Origin of the sequence: Lactococcus cremoris subsp. cremoris KW2 (assembly GCF_000468955.1) — a bacterium.
GTDB lineage: Bacteria > Bacillota > Bacilli > Lactobacillales > Streptococcaceae > Lactococcus > Lactococcus cremoris.
Genome location: NC_022369.1, coordinates 2,135,552 through 2,152,070 on the forward strand (window position 1 = coordinate 2,135,552; position 16,519 = coordinate 2,152,070).

At 35.8% G+C, this 16,519-nt stretch carries 20 protein-coding genes; 2 read left to right on the forward strand and 18 right to left on the reverse strand.

What is annotated here, in order from left to right:
- Nucleotides 1-13: 13 nt before the first annotated feature.
- The 18 genes from KW2_RS10230 to KW2_RS10315 all read right to left on the reverse strand — a co-directional run bounded on the left by KW2_RS10230 (nt 14) and on the right by KW2_RS10315 (nt 15,099).
- Nucleotides 14-778, reverse strand: a complete 765-nt coding sequence (locus tag KW2_RS10230; protein ID WP_021037889.1) for an ABC transporter permease — start codon at nt 776-778, stop codon at nt 14-16.
- On the reverse strand, nt 778-1,656 hold the full coding sequence (locus KW2_RS10235) for an ABC transporter ATP-binding protein (RefSeq protein ID WP_011677076.1): 879 nt from the start codon (nt 1,654-1,656) through the stop codon (nt 778-780). The genes KW2_RS10230 and KW2_RS10235 overlap by 1 nt, the downstream gene beginning before the upstream one ends.
- A 66-nt stretch (nt 1,657-1,722) precedes the next feature.
- Nucleotides 1,723-1,932 carry a YozE family protein gene (locus tag KW2_RS10240; protein ID WP_011677077.1) on the reverse strand — a complete coding sequence of 70 codons (210 nt, stop codon included), beginning with the start codon at nt 1,930-1,932 and terminating at the stop codon, nt 1,723-1,725.
- A gap of 33 nt (nt 1,933-1,965) precedes the next feature.
- A complete protein-coding gene (msrA, locus tag KW2_RS10245) occupies nt 1,966-2,487 on the reverse strand; it encodes a peptide-methionine (S)-S-oxide reductase MsrA (RefSeq protein ID WP_021037890.1) in 522 nt (173 codons plus the stop codon).
- 175 nt (nt 2,488-2,662) lie between these two features.
- Nucleotides 2,663-3,520, reverse strand: coding sequence for a CvfB family protein (locus tag KW2_RS10250; RefSeq protein ID WP_011677079.1), 858 nt, complete (start codon nt 3,518-3,520; stop codon nt 2,663-2,665).
- A gap of 44 nt (nt 3,521-3,564) precedes the next feature.
- Nucleotides 3,565-4,023: a GNAT family N-acetyltransferase gene (locus KW2_RS10255; RefSeq protein WP_011677080.1), complete on the reverse strand. Its 459-nt coding sequence runs from the start codon at nt 4,021-4,023 to the stop codon at nt 3,565-3,567.
- A gap of 84 nt (nt 4,024-4,107) precedes the next feature.
- Nucleotides 4,108-4,665: a ribosome recycling factor gene (gene frr, locus KW2_RS10260; protein WP_011677081.1), complete on the reverse strand. Its 558-nt coding sequence runs from the start codon at nt 4,663-4,665 to the stop codon at nt 4,108-4,110.
- 156 nt (nt 4,666-4,821) lie between these two features.
- On the reverse strand, nt 4,822-5,538 hold the full coding sequence (pyrH, locus tag KW2_RS10265) for a UMP kinase (RefSeq protein ID WP_004254608.1): 717 nt from the start codon (nt 5,536-5,538) through the stop codon (nt 4,822-4,824).
- An 84-nt stretch (nt 5,539-5,622) separates the two neighbouring features.
- Nucleotides 5,623-6,075, reverse strand: a complete 453-nt coding sequence (locus KW2_RS10270; RefSeq protein WP_021037891.1) for a hypothetical protein — start codon at nt 6,073-6,075, stop codon at nt 5,623-5,625.
- A 129-nt stretch (nt 6,076-6,204) separates the two neighbouring features.
- Nucleotides 6,205-7,392 (reverse strand): acetate kinase, encoded by a 1,188-nt coding sequence (locus tag KW2_RS10275; RefSeq protein WP_021037892.1) that lies wholly within the window; start codon nt 7,390-7,392, stop codon nt 6,205-6,207.
- 158 nt (nt 7,393-7,550) lie between these two features.
- Nucleotides 7,551-8,738, reverse strand: coding sequence for an acetate kinase (locus KW2_RS10280; protein ID WP_011835968.1), 1,188 nt, complete (start codon nt 8,736-8,738; stop codon nt 7,551-7,553).
- A gap of 191 nt (nt 8,739-8,929) precedes the next feature.
- A complete protein-coding gene (locus tag KW2_RS10285) occupies nt 8,930-9,868 on the reverse strand; it encodes a class I SAM-dependent methyltransferase (RefSeq protein WP_021037893.1) in 939 nt (312 codons plus the stop codon).
- Nucleotides 9,869-9,955: 87 nt separating this feature from the next.
- Entirely contained in the window at nt 9,956-10,132 is a 177-nt protein-coding gene (locus tag KW2_RS10290; protein WP_014573259.1) for a hypothetical protein, read from the reverse strand.
- Between the two features lie 175 nt (nt 10,133-10,307).
- The gene (typA, locus tag KW2_RS10295; RefSeq protein ID WP_041168744.1) at nt 10,308-12,140 is read right to left on the reverse strand and encodes a translational GTPase TypA; all 1,833 of its coding nucleotides are present in this window, start codon (nt 12,138-12,140) and stop codon (nt 10,308-10,310) included.
- 176 nt (nt 12,141-12,316) lie between these two features.
- Entirely contained in the window at nt 12,317-12,790 is a 474-nt protein-coding gene (locus KW2_RS12370) for a hypothetical protein (protein WP_021037895.1), read from the reverse strand.
- A gap of 28 nt (nt 12,791-12,818) precedes the next feature.
- Nucleotides 12,819-13,223 carry a hypothetical protein gene (locus tag KW2_RS10305; RefSeq protein WP_021037896.1) on the reverse strand — a complete coding sequence of 135 codons (405 nt, stop codon included), beginning with the start codon at nt 13,221-13,223 and terminating at the stop codon, nt 12,819-12,821.
- An 8-nt stretch (nt 13,224-13,231) separates the two neighbouring features.
- Entirely contained in the window at nt 13,232-14,029 is a 798-nt protein-coding gene (locus tag KW2_RS12295; protein ID WP_021037897.1) for a hypothetical protein, read from the reverse strand.
- A 341-nt stretch (nt 14,030-14,370) separates the two neighbouring features.
- Nucleotides 14,371-15,099, reverse strand: a complete 729-nt coding sequence (locus tag KW2_RS10315; protein ID WP_021037898.1) for a LytTR family transcriptional regulator DNA-binding domain-containing protein — start codon at nt 15,097-15,099, stop codon at nt 14,371-14,373.
- A gap of 192 nt (nt 15,100-15,291) precedes the next feature.
- On the opposite strand from KW2_RS10315, the gene KW2_RS10320 reads away from it, so the two are divergent.
- Together KW2_RS10320 and KW2_RS10325 are read left to right on the forward strand one after the other, a co-directional pair.
- Entirely contained in the window at nt 15,292-15,513 is a 222-nt protein-coding gene (locus KW2_RS10320) for a YqgQ family protein (RefSeq protein WP_021037899.1), read from the forward strand.
- 33 nt (nt 15,514-15,546) lie between these two features.
- On the forward strand, nt 15,547-16,518 hold the full coding sequence (locus tag KW2_RS10325; protein WP_021037900.1) for an ROK family glucokinase: 972 nt from the start codon (nt 15,547-15,549) through the stop codon (nt 16,516-16,518).
- The last annotated feature ends 1 nt before the right edge of the window (nt 16,519 follow it).

Genomic DNA, 16,519 nt, shown 5'->3' on the forward strand with positions numbered 1-16,519 from the left:
AGTACTCTTTAGTTTATAAATCTTGTTTTCTGATAAGAGAGAGTCCAAGTAATCCAAAAGCAACGATTTCAACTACTGAGAAGATAATCCCAATCAAACTATTATTTGACATCATATTTTGACTATCAATCAATACTACGTTTATCGAACTAGTAAAGATGGTGAGGACAATGCCTACTCCCATTGCAATACCTAAATAAACGAAAACTCCCCAAAATTTGCCTCGGGTCATAATGACAACGAAAAACAAAACAACAATAGAGGCCAGAGCACCTGCAAACGAATTAAGCAAGACCATCCAAACACTGCTAAGAGAAAGAGAGCGGGAAACCATACTCAAAAATTCACTTAGTTGTCGGGCATAAACGCCTAAAATTAAGAAAAATGGAATAATCAAAATTGTAAATAGGGCCAGTAAAGTCGAAAGAATTGTCGAAATTAATTTAATAAAATAATAGGTCATTCGATTTACTCCAGAAGCAATCATTAAACCTAAAGCTTTATTACTATAATCAACTGACAATAGATGGAATGGATAAATGATTTGAAAGGCCCAAATTCCAAGTCCTAAAGCCAAAGTGAAGAAAATTGTTAAAGCTGCCAAGACAGCTGTTCCGGCACTATTATGGCTGTATCCAGAAACTGTTTGTCCGATAAGATTGATGATTAAAATTGAATCAATTAAAGCTAGAATCGCCATAACTCCGATGACAATCAACCAGCTTTTATCACGAAAATTTCGGTAAAACTCCATTTTAAATATATTTTTTGCGTTCATCAGTTGACCCCTTTCTTGATAAATTCAGCAAATTTCGATTCTTTTTTAATACTATCAAAGTTTACACCTTCTTCAACAGCATGACGGAAAGCAATTTGGAAGTCTTCAGGGCTACTGTCAAACTTAATTGTATTTTCTTTAATCTCTACTTGAACACCTGTCTTTGTCAAAAAGTCGGCTAAGACTTGGACATCGGTCACAGAAACCGTATAAGTCAATACTTCTTGTTGATTTTTCAAATCAAAAGTAGCTGTGAAATCGCCATTAGCCAGAAGATAAACTTTATCACAAATTGTTTCAATGTCTTCTTGGACATGGCTTGAAATGAGAATCAATCGTCCTCTTCCTTTGAGTTCAAGCAAATAATCTCTAAACCACTCAACAGATTTTGCATCAATTCCACGGAAAGGTTCATCGAAAATCAAAATTTCTGCATCATTCATAACCGAGATGAGTAGAATTAACTTTTTCTTCATTCCAAGTGAATAAGTAGCGACTTTTTTGGATAACATTTCAGGGGTTAAATCTAGTTTCTTAGCTAGGCTGAGTGCTTTGTCCTCATCAAATTCTCCGCGCAGACCACCAAAATAGCGCAGATTAAATAGCCCCGTGTAACTTTTGTAAAGTTCCATATCATCAAGCATGATGCCAACTTTTGCAAGCAATCTCGGGTTTTCTTTGATTTCTTGACCATCAAGTTGGATATGTCCTTCATAGTTTGTGATAATATTTGTCAAAGTTTTGAAAAAGGTGGTTTTCCCCACACCATTATTCCCAACAATTCCATAAATATGGCCCGATTCAAAAGCTCCTTCACTAATAGACAAAATTAGTCTAGCTTGATATGAGAATTTAAGTTTTTCTACTTTAATTTGCATAAATCTCTCCTTTGCGTCTATTATATCATTTTATTATCTTTTTTTAAGAAAAATTTATGATAATCATTAGGCTTCCAAATAACTTAGCCAAACATTGTCAAAAAGGGTGAGATTAAAATAAAAAGGTGCTTCTGTTTCTAAATAGGTCGAAATTTCATCGAAATCTTTCGATTGTTTCGGAAAAAGTGGATCTTGAAAAACAAGATTTGCAAGACGAGTCGCATCGTCTTTCTCTACTGGTGCGCGATGGCGCATTAGGTAATTATAAAATGTCATTTTCTCTTTCTATCTAGTGATTCACAGGATTTTTTATTTGTCTTCCCATTGTTTTTCCAAAAAATCATGGCGGATTTTGCTTGATTCAGCATAATCTTCTGGATTTTTTCTGTAAAATCCTTGATGATAGTCTTCTGCTGGCCAAAATTTTCGAGTCTTCTCAATACTTGTCACAATTGGAGAGTCGAAGTTTCCACTGGCTTGCAATTGTGCTTTACTTTCTTTGGCAATCTTTTCTTGTTCATTATTTTCAACGAAAATAACTGGACGATAGTTGTCCCCTCGATCTTCAAATTGACCAAAAGCATCTGTGGGGTCTGTCAGTGTCCAGTAAAGTTCAACAAGTGTCTGATAATTAATTTTACTATTATCAAAAATAATTTCTACTGCTTCTGTGTGGCCGGTCAGGTGCATTTTTACTTGTTCGTAAGTTGGATTTTCAACATTTCCACCTGTATAACCACTCGTGACCGATAAAATTCCTTCACGTTCTTCAAATGGTTGTACCATACACCAAAAACATCCACCTGCAAATATTGCTCTTTCTGTTGCCATTATTTCTCCTTTGCTTTAGTTGTCTTGTGAAATATTATAGCATAGCTCAAAAAAAAGTAGCTTTTAGAGCTACCTTTTTTTACTGACAGAAATTTTTTAAGTCGTCTTTACTGATAGAATTTGCTGACGAAGTCTTTAAACTTAGCTTCTCTCTTTGAGTAAAGCTGTCAGTAAATTATTCTCCAATTAATTCTGTGCCTTCTGGACTTTGTTTGATTTTTTTTGCTTTCATCAAGCCACCGAGCGCTTTTTTAAATTGTCCTTTTGAAATACCAAATGTGGCTTTGATTTCATCTGGATTTGATTTATCATTAAAAGCCATTTTTCCACCCATTGATTGAAGATAGGCCAAAATCATTTGACTATCAGCATCAAGCATTTCATAAGCACGTGGTTTTGCTGACAGATTTAGACTACGGTCTTCTTTTCTAAATCCGATAACACGAACTTGCAGTTCTTGACCAACGCGTGGGACTGAGAAACGCTCATTAGGATGAATAAATCCTAGCATATTGTTGTCAGGCAAGTACACAAAAGTTCCTGATTCTTTATTTCGGTAAACAATAGCACGTAAATCTTGGTTTTGCATATTGTCATAACCAGGTCCAGCAAGGTTCCAAAAATCTTCATGCCAAGCTAAATGACCCCAAATCCGTTCTTTTCTGTCAACAATTAATTTCACATAAAGTTGATCGCCAACTTTTGGCCATTGGTCTTTTTCAAGTGGCAAATCATCAAGAGATACAACCACGTCTTTCCCTGGTAAACCTGTGTCAACAAAGGCACCGAGGTCCTTACGAACAGCTGTTACCGTTCCCCAACCATATTGCTCATTTGTTGCCTTTTGTTCCAAAGTCGTCAGACGACGATGTTCATCTTTATCCACATAAACAAAACCAGTCACCACATCGCCAATAGCATGTTCACCTTCTGTTTTGTCTAACCGTAATAAATCTTCTCCTTTTTGGAGAAAATAGAAACGTTCACTTTCTTCCACAATAATCGCAGAGATTGTTTGTCCAATAATACTCATTTGTTCCTCTTTATTAAATGTAATTTAGAGACTTCTAGTCTCTCTTAATTAATATTTCCTTCGTAAATCCGTGACTTGTCACCCCAAGGATGATATCCGTCAGCTAGATAATGAAAATCAAACTGTTCATAAAAATCAATAAAATCTGTTGCTAAGTAAAGTTTTTTAAAACTAAAAGTTTTGCATTCTTCTTTGACAACTTCAATCAACAGACGAGCGAGCCCTTGCTGACGAAATTCTTCTTCGACATAAAGCGCACAGAGCCAAGGATATAAATCCATTCGACTAATAAAATCATTGCTAATTAGCCCGCAGCCCGCAATAATTTTTCCTTCATCAACAATCAGGTACCACTGAGGAATAGAATTTTGACTATCCAAACTGTGCTTCAAACAGTCTTCATAAACAGAATTACTCTCAGCACTCCCCCACTTTTCCTGAAAAAAACTGATGGCTTTTTTGAGATAGGACGGTTGCTCTCTGAGTTTTATCACTTTTCTCAATCTTATTATCCTTACAAAACTTTGATGTAAAAACGGCTCAATGGAGCCGTCAATGCTTTTTCAAATTACTTTTTTGTCGGTTTTTTAGATATCCAACAATTCTTTTTCTTTTACTGATGCAAGTCTGTCAGCTTCTTTTACAGCATCATCAGTCACTTTTTGAATCTCATTTTCAAGATCTTTAAGATCATCTTCTGTGATTTCTTTTGCTTTTTCTGATTTTTTAGCAGTATCCATTGCATCACGGCGGATATTACGGATCGCTACTTTTGCTGATTCAATGTATTTACCCATTTCTTTGACAAGTTCGCGACGGCGTTCTTCTGTCAACATTGGGATAACTAAACGAATGACAGAACCGTCATTTGCTGGCGTAATTCCAAGGTCTGATTCATACAATGATTTTTCAATGTCTTTCAAAATTGATTTGTCAAAAGGAGTCACCATCAAGACACGAGCTTCTGGAATTGTGATTGACGCTAACTGATTAAGTGGTGTTGGTGCACCATAGTAAACAACTTGAACACGATCAAGAAGACTTGCATTGGCACGACCAGCTCGGAGGTGTCCCAAATCACGTTGTAAACTTGCTAATGAGTGTTTCATCCGTTCTTGAGCTGTTGTAACAATTTCGTTTGCCATTTTATTTCCTTTTTCTACTTTATTAATTCTTTTATTTTTACTGACAGAAATTCTACCAAAGGCTAGCCATTGCCCCTTTGAGGTTTACGAATATGCTAGTATTCCCATCAGTATTTCTTGAATAGATAGACTTACTGACAGCTTTGTAAGTAAATCTTATTCAACAGTTGTTCCGATTTCTTCACCGCGAACGACGCGTGTAATATTTCCAGCTTCATTCATGTTGAAAACAACAAGTGGAATATGATTATCCATTGACATTGTTGAAGCTGTACTGTCCATAACTTGCAAGCCTTTAGTAATCACATCCATATGTGTCAAATGTTCAAATTTAATAGCGTCTGCAACTAATTTAGGGTCTGCGTTATAAACACCATCAACACCATTTTTAGCCATCAAAATGACGTCAGCATTAATTTCCGCAGCACGTAAAGCAGAGGTTGTATCAGTTGAGAAGTAAGGTGAGCCAGTTCCACCAGCAAAAATAACAACACGCCCTTTTTCTAAATGACGTTCAGCACGACGACGAATATAAGGTTCAGCAACAGCTTTCATCTCAATGGCCGTCATCACTCGTGTGTCAACTCCAATGTTTTCAAGTGCGCTTTGAATGAACAATCCATTTTGGATTGTTGCAAGCATTCCCATGTAATCTGCCTGAGCACGTTCCATCCCGGCTTTTTCACCAGTAACTCCACGCCAAACATTACCACCACCGCAAACAATCGCAAGTTCTGCACCCAAATCATGGACTTCTTTAAGTTCTTCAGCAACAGCTTTTGCTGTTTCAGGGTCGAATCCGAATCCCTTTTCGCCTGAGAGAGCTTCTCCCGAAAGTTTTAATAGTACGCGTTTATATTTAATTTCAGCCATATTGCACCTATTCTATTATATTTTCTCTATTTTACCATAAAATGCTCACGAAAAAAAGACTAATTAAAGCCTTTATAAAAACTGTTAAGATGTCAATAAACCAAGATGCCCCAATAATTGAATAAGCAAGTAAATCACAAAAAGAATTCCGGCAATCCAAAAAATCAAATTAAGACTTTTTACACCTTGCCAAAAAGGATGCTTAATTTCTTCCAATTCTTTCAATTTTTCAGGGTCCATACTATCTATATGTTTTAAACTATGTTCCCAAAGAAGCTCAGCAGGAATCACTGAATCATTGAGTAATAAATCCCCATTAGGTTCAATCTTAATTTCATTTCCTATCCATGAAACCATTCCGCCAAGAAACAAGTTTGCTCCGTAAGTCTTTTTTAACTTGCTCACGTCAAAAGGGTTCATAAGCAAATCAATTTGCTCATGAACTGGATAATATCGAACTTGTCCGTTATCAAATTCTAAACGTAAACGAACTCCCGGCAACATTTCAGCCTTTATAACTTTTGGTAAATCCTCCATAATTTTCACCTCTACTCACAATAATTATAGCGCTTTCTTTTATAGATGACAAGCTTTTGGACAAATTTTACTGACAGCTTTTTCTTAAATAAAAAATTACTGACAGCCTGGTCAGTAATTTTCATTTCATTATTTAGCCGCTTCAACATCACGAGCAATAACCAATTCTTCGTTTGTTGGCACAACAAGTACTTTCACTTTAGACTCTGGCTTAGAAATGATGCCAAAAGCTCCACGAACATTTTTACTTTCATCAATTTCCATCCCAAACCACGAAAGTCCATTAACTACATCCGTCCGAACAGCCGTATCATTTTCTCCGACACCTGCAGTGAAAATAAGTGCATCAGCTCCATTTAATACGCCAAAATATTGGGCAATAAATTTTTTGAGACGGTCAACGTACATTTCATAGGCAAGAATCGCTTTAGGATTTCCTTTGGCTACTGCTTCTGAAAGGTCACGCATATCACTAGAAAGTTCAGATACCCCAAGCACTCCAGACTCTTTGTTGAGAATGTCAATCACATCTTGAGCATTTCTAAGACTCGGATCGCTCTCCAACATATAAGGAATGACTGAAGCATCCATTTCCCCTGCACGCGTTCCCATCATTACACCAGCAAGTGGTGTGAATCCCATTGATGTATCAACAGATTTACCACCTTCAATCGCTGTAATTGAAGCTCCATTTCCAATGTGGGCCGTAATCATCTTCAATTCTTCCAGTGGTTTTCCTAAGACCTTTGCTGCTTCTTGCGCCACATACATATGTGAAGTCCCATGTGCCCCATATTTTCTGATTGAATAATCTTCATAATATTTTGTTGGAATAGGATAACGATAAGCTTTTTCAGGTAAAGTGCTATGAAAAGCCGTATCGAAAACAGCGACCGCAAGTGCATCGGGTAAGAGACGTTGGAAGGCTTCAATCCCTAAAACGTTGGCCGGATTATGTAAAGGAGCCAAAGTTGAAAGGTTTTTTATCTCAGCTAAAACCTCAGGTGTAATAATTGTAGAGTCTTTAAAAAATTCCCCACCTGCAACAACACGATGCCCAATTCCTGTGATTTCACGGAACTCATGAATTAATTGAAAATGGATTAACTCATCCATCAGCAATAAAACAGCTTGACGATGGTCCACAATTTCTTGTTTTCTAACGTGTTCTTCGTTGTTGAATTTAGTTGTTGAAATTGAGCCAGATAGACCAATACGTTCAAAAATCCCCTTAGCAATTACGGTTTCTTCTGGCATTTCATAGAGTTGCCATTTTAATGATGAGGAGCCTGCATTGACAGCGAGCGTTTTTTCCATACTTACTCTCCTTAATGTATGCGTTTTATTCTTAAAATTATATCATACTTTAGAGTTGATTTCATTTCTCCTCTATCAATGATTCCTACAACTTTGTATCTTGCTGTCATTTTTAAAATAAAAAAAGATCTTGTTTGATGACAAAATCTTTTGATTTATTATTTTTTAAGTGCCTCAACGTCGCGAGCAATCACAAGTTCTTCATCCGTTGGAATTACAAAAACTTTTAGGCGTGAGCTTGGTTTTGAAATTTCTCCCTCAACACCAAAAACATTTTTTTCAGGGTCTACTTCAATACCAAACCAAGTCAATCCAGAAAGAATTGCTTCTCGAACAGGAACAGAATTTTCACCAATTCCAGCAGTAAAGACAAGTGCATCAGCTCCATTTAAGACTGCCAAATATTGACCGATGAATTTTTGAATGCGATCAACATACATCTCAAATGCAAGTTTTGCATCAGCATCTGTATCTTTAGCAGCAATGATATCGCGCATATCTGATGAAATACCGGATACCCCATAGAGACCAGATTCTTTGTTCATCATATCAACAACATCTTGAGCATCTTTGAGTTCAGAATCATTTTCAATCAAATAAGGAAAAACAGAAGGATCCATTTCACCTGTGCGAGTTCCCATCATCACTCCAGCAAGAGGTGTGAAGCCCATTGATGTATCAACAGATTCTCCGCCTTTTACTGCGGTAATTGATGCGCCATTCCCAATATGCGCCGTGATAATTTTTGTTTCTTCAATTGGTTTACCAAGTAATTTTGCGGCTTCTTGCGAAACATACATATGTGAAGTTCCATGAGCCCCATACTTACGTACGGCATAATCTGTATAATATTTTTTAGGCAATGGATAACGGAAAGCTTTTTCAGGCATTGTTGTATGGAAAGCTGTATCAAAAACAACTACTGAAGTAGCATCAGGCAACAAATTCAAAAAAGCTTCAATGCCGGCAGCATTTGCTGGATTGTGCAAAGGCGCAAGAGCTGACAAATCTTTAACTTGTTGCAAAACTTCTGGTGTAACTACTGTTGATTTTTGGAAAATTTCACCCCCAGCAACCACGCGGTGTCCCACACCAGTAATTTCAGTAAATTCCTCTACTATTTTCAAACGTTTTAAATCTTCAAGTAAAACTTCTACTGCTTCTGTATGATTTGGAATATCAAAAACTCGTTCTTCTTTTTCTTCTCCAAATTTAACGGTGACGATTGAATCTTTCAAGCCAATCCGTTCAATTAATCCTTTGGCAAGAACTTTTTCTTCTGGCATTTCATACATTTGCCATTTCATAGATGATGAACCAGCGTTTACTGCTAATGTTTTGGTCATGTTTAATAAACCTTCCTTGAATTTGAAATACGGTTAAATTATAACACAATTACAATTTCTTTTGTGTTTTTCAGCCATGATTCACTTGGTTATTTTTTTATTTCAATTACAAATAAAAAGCGTTTGCATTTTTAATGATTTTATACAATAAAAAATTACTGACAGACTAGCCAATAATTTTTTATTTTTACTTATAATTTTACAGTTTTTGTAAATTCTTCCATAAAGATTTCTAAACTTTCTCTGTCTGTCAATGATGACAAAGGATGAGCAAAGGTCGCATGAGCAGCAGGTCCTTTTTTCAAGACATAAATTGCTTTAGCATCAGCATTAAAAAGTGAGCTTGGTAAAGTAATTACCGCCATAATACTTCCATGCTTACTAATCCATTCTTTTAAAAGTGGGCCTTGTACACTTGTCAGTAAATCCTCTGGTGCTAAGAAAACTGCAAATGCACCATCTTTCAAGTAATTAAATGATTGTTCAATCAACAAATGATGTGCAAAGGTGTGTCCATCAGTAGCAGCGACTTCAAAATTTTTCGCAACTTCATCATCTGGATAAAAACCGATTGGCAAATCACTAACAACAACATCAGCTGGCTCCATCAACCGTTTTTGAACCGCATCAATTTGCATAAATTCGGCATGGCTTCCCATGATTTCAGCCATTGAAGCTGACAAATCTAAAAGTAAATCATCGACTTCAAAACCAACATAATCTACTTTTTTATTAAGATTAACAAGCAATGTTTCCGCAAGATTACCCATACCAGAACCAAACTCAATTAAGCGAAGTTCAGAATTTTTATTGAGATGTTCAATGATAAAGTTGAAAATTAGACCAATTGCATCAGGAGTCATGGCATGATTGGCCTGAAGAGGCGCAACTTGCGAACCTTTTAATAAAACAAATTGAAAAAGTTTTTGCCATTCTTTATTTGATAAATTTAACTGACGGAGTTTGTCATTATTTACTGACAGCTCAACAATTCCTTGGTCAGTACCATCTAAAAAAGCAGCATTTTGTTCCACAAAAGCATCATAAAAATCTGTATCTAATTTCCCAGATAATTTTGTAATATTTTCAACTACCAGCTCAAAACCTTGAGCCACTTTCTCCATGTTCATGATTTTTCTCCATTTCCATAAAATCAAAATAAAACTGCCAAACTTTGACAGTTTTATTCGCTGATTGATTTTTATTTCATCAACAACTTATTTTTTCTTTCGACGAGTGTCCAGTTTTTCAAGTTCCATCCAAGCTCTAACCGTCACAACAATCATGACTACGATTCCCAAAACTTCTAAAAGAAATGCTTGATGGCTAGCTGCTTGAGCTACTGCAAAAGCAACTATCAAGACACCCACGCCAGCAAAGAAGAAAATGTCCATACTCCGCCGAACGTCTTTGGGCATCATAAAGATATACGCAAAGGCTCCTAAAATCAACAGGATAATATAAAACATCTTTCTCCTTTCCAAACTAGACAAGTCCTCAAGCAAAAATGCTCAAATTACTTGTCTTTTTATAATCGAAAAAATTAATTTCAGTACTTTTTATAAATCTTTATTTTTTCTTCTTAGTTGATTTTTCACGCATTGCTTTGTCCAAGATTTGTTTACGCAAGCGGATTGATTCAGGAGTTACTTCCAAGTAATCATCATCACCGAGGAATTCCAAAGATTCTTCAAGTGAAAGGATTTTTGGAGTGTTCAAAACAGATGTAGAGTCTTTATTTGAAGAACGGACGTTTGTTTGTTGTTTCATTTTAGTGATGTTTACAGTCAAATCGTTATCACGGCTGTGTTCACCAACAATCATCCCACCATAAACTTCAGTACCAGCGTCAACAAAAAGTTGTCCACGTTCTTGAACATAACCCATAGCATATGGAGTTACTTGACCAGAGTCCATAGAAATCAAAGAACCACGGTGACGTCCACCGATTTCTCCCTTAACAGCTGGAAGATATTGATCGAATGTATGGTTCATGATTCCGTATCCACGAGTCATTGACATGAATTCTGTTGTGAATCCAATCAAACCACGTGCAGGAACAAGGAAAATCAAACGTGCTTGACCGTTACCAGTAACTTGCATATCAAGCATGTCCCCTTTACGTTCAGAGAGCGCTTGGATAATTGAACCTTGGTATTCTTCAGGAGTATCGATTTGAACACGTTCAAATGGTTCGCAAGCTACACCATCAACTTCTTTGATGATAACTTCAGGACGTGAAACTTGAAGTTCATATCCTTCACGACGCATTGTTTCAATAAGGATTGACAAATGCAATTCACCACGACCAGAAACAACCCATTTATCAGGAGAGTCAGTGTTTTCAACACGAAGTGAAACGTCAGTTTGCAATTCAGAAACCAAACGTTCTTCAACTTTACGTGATGTTACCCATTTTCCTTCGCGACCAGCGAAAGGAGAGTTATTAGCAAGGAAAGTCATTTGCAAAGTAGGTTCGTCAATGTGCAAGATTGGCAATGGTTCTACGTGGTCTGAAGGTGTAACAGTTTCACCAACGAAGATATCTTCCATACCAGATAAAGCAATCAAATCACCAGCTTTTGCTTCTTGGATTTCCTGACGGTCAAGACCGAAGAAACCAAAAAGTTTAGTTACGCGGAAGTTTTTAGTTGTTCCATCAAGTTTAGACAAAGTAACACTGTCTCCAACTTTGATTGTTCCACGGAAAACACGACCGATACCGATACGTCCAACATAGTCATTGTAGTCCAAAAGTGAAACTTGGAATTGCAAAGGTTCATCAGAGTTATCAACTGGACCAGGGATATGGTCGATGATTGTATCAAAAATATTTGCCATTGTGTGTTCTTGATCAGCTGGATTATCAGACATTGATGAAGAACCGTTGATTGCTGAAGCGTAAACAACTGGGAAATCCAATTGTTCGTCATCAGCACCAAGTTCGATGAAAAGTTCAAGAACTTCATCAACAACTTCAGCTGGACGAGCAGATGGTTTATCAATCTTATTAACAACAACGATAGGCGTCAAGTTTTGTTCCAAAGCTTTTTTCAAAACAAAACGTGTTTGAGGCATTGTTCCTTCATAAGCATCGACAACGAGGACAACTCCATCAACCATTTTCATAATACGTTCAACTTCTCCACCGAAGTCCGCGTGACCTGGTGTGTCCAAGATGTTGATACGAGTTCCGTTATATTCAACTGCTGTATTTTTGGCAAGGATAGTAATCCCACGTTCTTGCTCAAGTGCATTTGAGTCCATCGCACGTTCAGCCAATTCTTTACGAGCATCCAACGTTTGAGATTGTTTTAAGAGTTCGTCAACCAATGTAGTTTTACCATGGTCAACGTGGGCAATAATAGCGACGTTTCTAATATCTTCGCGTAATTTAGTCAATTTTATCATACCTTACTTTCGTATATATCTAACCCATTATAGCACACTTTTTTAAAAGCTGTAAATGCACACGTTTACAAGCCTAGCAAAGACTTTTTTGGCTAAAAAATGAAAACTCCAAAGAAAATTTTCTAAGGAGTTCTTTATTTTTTTATAATTAATAAAATCGCTAAGAATTACCCTTCTTTTTGGAAATTCCTCATTTTTAAAGCATAGAGGAATAATAAAAGAAAAGCAAATAAACCCAGTAAGACAGCAATAATATATCCAGCTCCATAAAAAGTTAGAAAGATAGAAAGTTGAGCCCCAAAAGTATCCCCAGATAAACTATGATTAAAAATAATCATAGATGGAAAAGCTATAATTAAAAAACTGATGTAAAAAATTAGACTATCAAAAGAAAAATAGACACTAAACTTTGTTTTTTTATAATAAATGAGAAAAAATGAGAGAAGTAACAACAAACCCAAAATAAAACTATAAAGAGGGAACTGATGAAAAAGAAAATAAAAGAAATTTTCTCTACTTTTTTTATAATCAAAGTTCGTATTCAATTTATTCTGATTTACTGTTGCTGGAAGAAACATCACTCCTATCCAGATGATGAACATGAGTAGCATTTGCCAGATTTTTATCTTATTTATCCTCATTTTTACTCTCCTTTGATTTTATAATTATCTATTCTCTCTTTTTATAAGCATCCACATAAACCAAAATATTAAAAACTAAAAACAAGGAGAAACTGATAAAATAACCGAAATGATAAGTTTCTAACACTATCGCTCCTCTTTGAAATCCCCCAATCAAAATTTGATTTAACAAAAGAGCACCATAGGCACAAAGGACAGTAATTGTGATTAAAACCGGAATTACCCTTTTATATTTCACATATTGACTGGCCATCGTGAAATAATTGAACAGTAGCACAATTATGATGATAAAATATAATTCAACGTTATATTTTATAGCATATTGAAAACCCAAAAGATTAATACTTTCAAAGCTATTATTTGTAGCTGGAAAAAACGGAAGAAACAGACTAAGTAAACTGATAATAAATGTAAAAACAATGTATTTTTTCATAATCCCTCCTAGCTAAAGAAAAATACCACATTATTGAGAGTTACAGACCATTTAGAACGTGTTCCTCTTTTTAGATTGACTGTATACCCCACCTCTCCCTTTGAACCAGGAGTATTGGGAACCGCCTTGAAACCTGTCGTCACAGTCCAAGAACTCAAAGTTTGTTTTTGCCATGTAGTATCTCGTGATGGATGTGTTTTTTGTTGTACTCTCACACTAGAAGAAATGACTTTAATTGATGAATCGGCAATCGTGTAACCTCCAGTGACCTTATAAATATTTAATTTATTATCATTATGTGAACCCGTTACCGTCCAATAAACTTCTTCTTTAATTTTTACGCCGTATGTTGCGTCCCACTTAGACGTCTTTGAAGTATCATAAGTCGTAGCATTTGCTTTAACACCAAAAATCTTACCGAATATGTTTACTTCTAAATTATCAGAAGAATTTGATGTATCATTGTTGGTAACTTTTGCCTTAGACAAATCAGAAGTGTAAGTTGTTACTCCTTTTGTGCTATCTTTCTTATCAGCAGTTACCTGACTATTCACTGTCACAGGCGCAGTCAAATCCTCTCCACCACTTTTACTATCTAACTCTACGCCATCATTTACAACATACTTCACTTCTTTTTTCGTATTAGTAATCACTTTATCTGCATCTTTGGGGACATTCAAACTAACTTTACCACTTTTAGACACATCAACACTTGGAGCTTCCGCACCATCTGCTTTTACAGTAAATCCAGTTGCAAATAAGGCGCTGATAGCAAGCGTACCAATAATAATTTTTTTCGTATTCATGACTAAATCCTCTTTTCTTAGTCTGTAAGTTACTCATCTAAGAGTTAATTCTCACAAACTATAACTTACTTGACAGTATATTTTTCATAAAAAAATTACCCACTTTCTTTTGTTGCACGATATATCTTTGAGCTGATATTGAACTTTCTTAACTTTCCATTGGTTCTTTTTCTCTTTCAAAAGTTATTGATATTGTTTTTCATAATTAAATTGTAAGCGCTTTTTCTTTTGGTTGCAATGTTTTTTTGCTAAATTTAATCATTTTTATGATGAAATCACTTTTTTTGTGATGAAATTGAGTTTTTATCAGCCAAAAATAAAAATCACCCTAAAAAGGATGATTATTTTATCCACTCTGATTGTCTTTTGAGTGATTTCAGTACTTTTTTATAAACTGCCGGTGCTTTGACTTTTTTCAAACATTGTACAAAACACAGGGTCAAGCCGTCATCTTCAATTCGACGAATTTTCTTTGAATCAACGAGTAACCCGCGCCCAAGTGAGAGGAGATTGGGCATTTTCTTTTTTGCGTCTGAAATCGTTCCACGAACTAGACACTCATTATCTTTTGTGATGGCTCTAAGATAATTTCTATGTGTTTTGTCCGCTTCAATATATAAAAGAGAATCCATAGAAATCGGATAGCCAGCAATTTCAACAATATTTAATTCATTTGTAAAACAGTACAGTAAAACTTTTTCAATTATTTCCCTAACTTCACTATCAAAATCGCTACACACAGCCATCTGAGACCATAATGGTAGGGTAGTAAAGCTCAATAATTCATCTTTTAAGTCAGGATTATCAGTATAAATCAGAAAAAATGCCTTACTTTCTAACTTCTGTATTTTGTTCAGTATTTCTAGTTCTTCTTTTTGTCCAATTTTTATAAAACAAGCCTTAACTTCTTCAAGGTAAACTTGAAGATATTGATAGGCATCTTGATGATTATAGAATACTCTTGTTACGTCAACCTTGTCTTTTATCCCGAGTTCTTTTTCATTTTCAAGAACAAATCGCTCTAAGCGATTTCCTGCATAAAAGTCCGCATCAATCAAAATTCTATTCATTTTTTTACCTTCAACAAGTAAATTTTAACTATAATCTTATTCCAAAAACATCATTACCATTAAATATCTTTTTAGTTACGTTTTCAAATTATAGTGTATTATACCATTTTATAAGCAAAATCTGCGCTATTCTCTATATTTTACATATAGCTTGCACTTGAAAGCCTTTATCAAATACGGTAAAATGTAGTAATGAAAACTCTCTACGATGTACAAGAAATGCTGAAAAAATATGGATATATCAATCTTTTTCCAGATCGTTTGGATGCGATTGCTTTTATGCAAATTGAATTAGGAAAGATGCTTGAATCAGGAATATTTCAGAAAAGCGACCACGATTACTTGACTGCTCGCTTGATTTTGTCGCGTGAAGAGAGAATTGAAAAGAAAAAATCTACGACTAATAAAAACTAATGCTTTTTTTATTGTCAGATTGGAGAAAAAACAATGACTGCAAGTAAAATTATCGGTATCGACCTTGGCGGAACTTCAATTAAATTTGGGATTTTAACTCTCACTGGTGAAGTTCAAGATAAATGGTCTATCCCAACAAATATTTTAGAAGATGGAAAACATATCGTTCCTGATATTATCCAATCAATCAACCACCGTTTGAACCTTTACAATTTGGATAAATCAGAGTTTCTCGGAATTGGAATGGGAACTCCTGGGTCAGTAAATATTTCTGAAAGTACTGTTAAAGCCGCTTTCAACTTAAACTGGGCAGATACTCAAGAGGTTGGTAAACCAATTTCTGAGGGTGTTGGTCTACCTTTCATCTTGGACAATGACGCTAACGTTGCTGCTCTTGGTGAACGTTGGGTTGGGGCTGGTGAAAACAATCCTGATGTAGTCTTCATCACTCTTGGAACTGGTGTTGGTGGTGGAATTATCGCCTCAGGAGAGCTAGTTCATGGTATTGCTGGAGCTGGTGGTGAAATCGGCCACATTTGCGTTGACCCTGATGGTTTTGAATGTACTTGTGGAAACCGCGGTTGTTTGGAAACAGTAACTTCTGCTACAGGAATCGTTCGCTTAGCTCGTAAATTTGCTGAAGAGTACGAAGGAGATTCTACTATTAAGGCTGCTATTGACAATGGTGATGAAGTAACTTCTAAAGACATTTTCTTTGCTGCTCAAGAAGGAGACCACTTCAGCTTATCTGTTGTTGATAAATTTGCTTATTATCTTGGATTTGCCTGTGCAAATTTGGGTTCTACTTTAAACCCTGCTTCAATCGTTATTGGTGGTGGTGTATCAGCAGCTGGTGAATTCTTGCGTGAAAAAGTTGAAGCTTATTTCAATAAATATGCCTTTTCAACTGTTCGTAACTCAAGTAAAATTAAACTTGCTGTTCTTGGAAATGATGCCGGAATTATCGGCGCTGCAAGTCTTGCTCTTAAATTTAAAGGAGAATAAT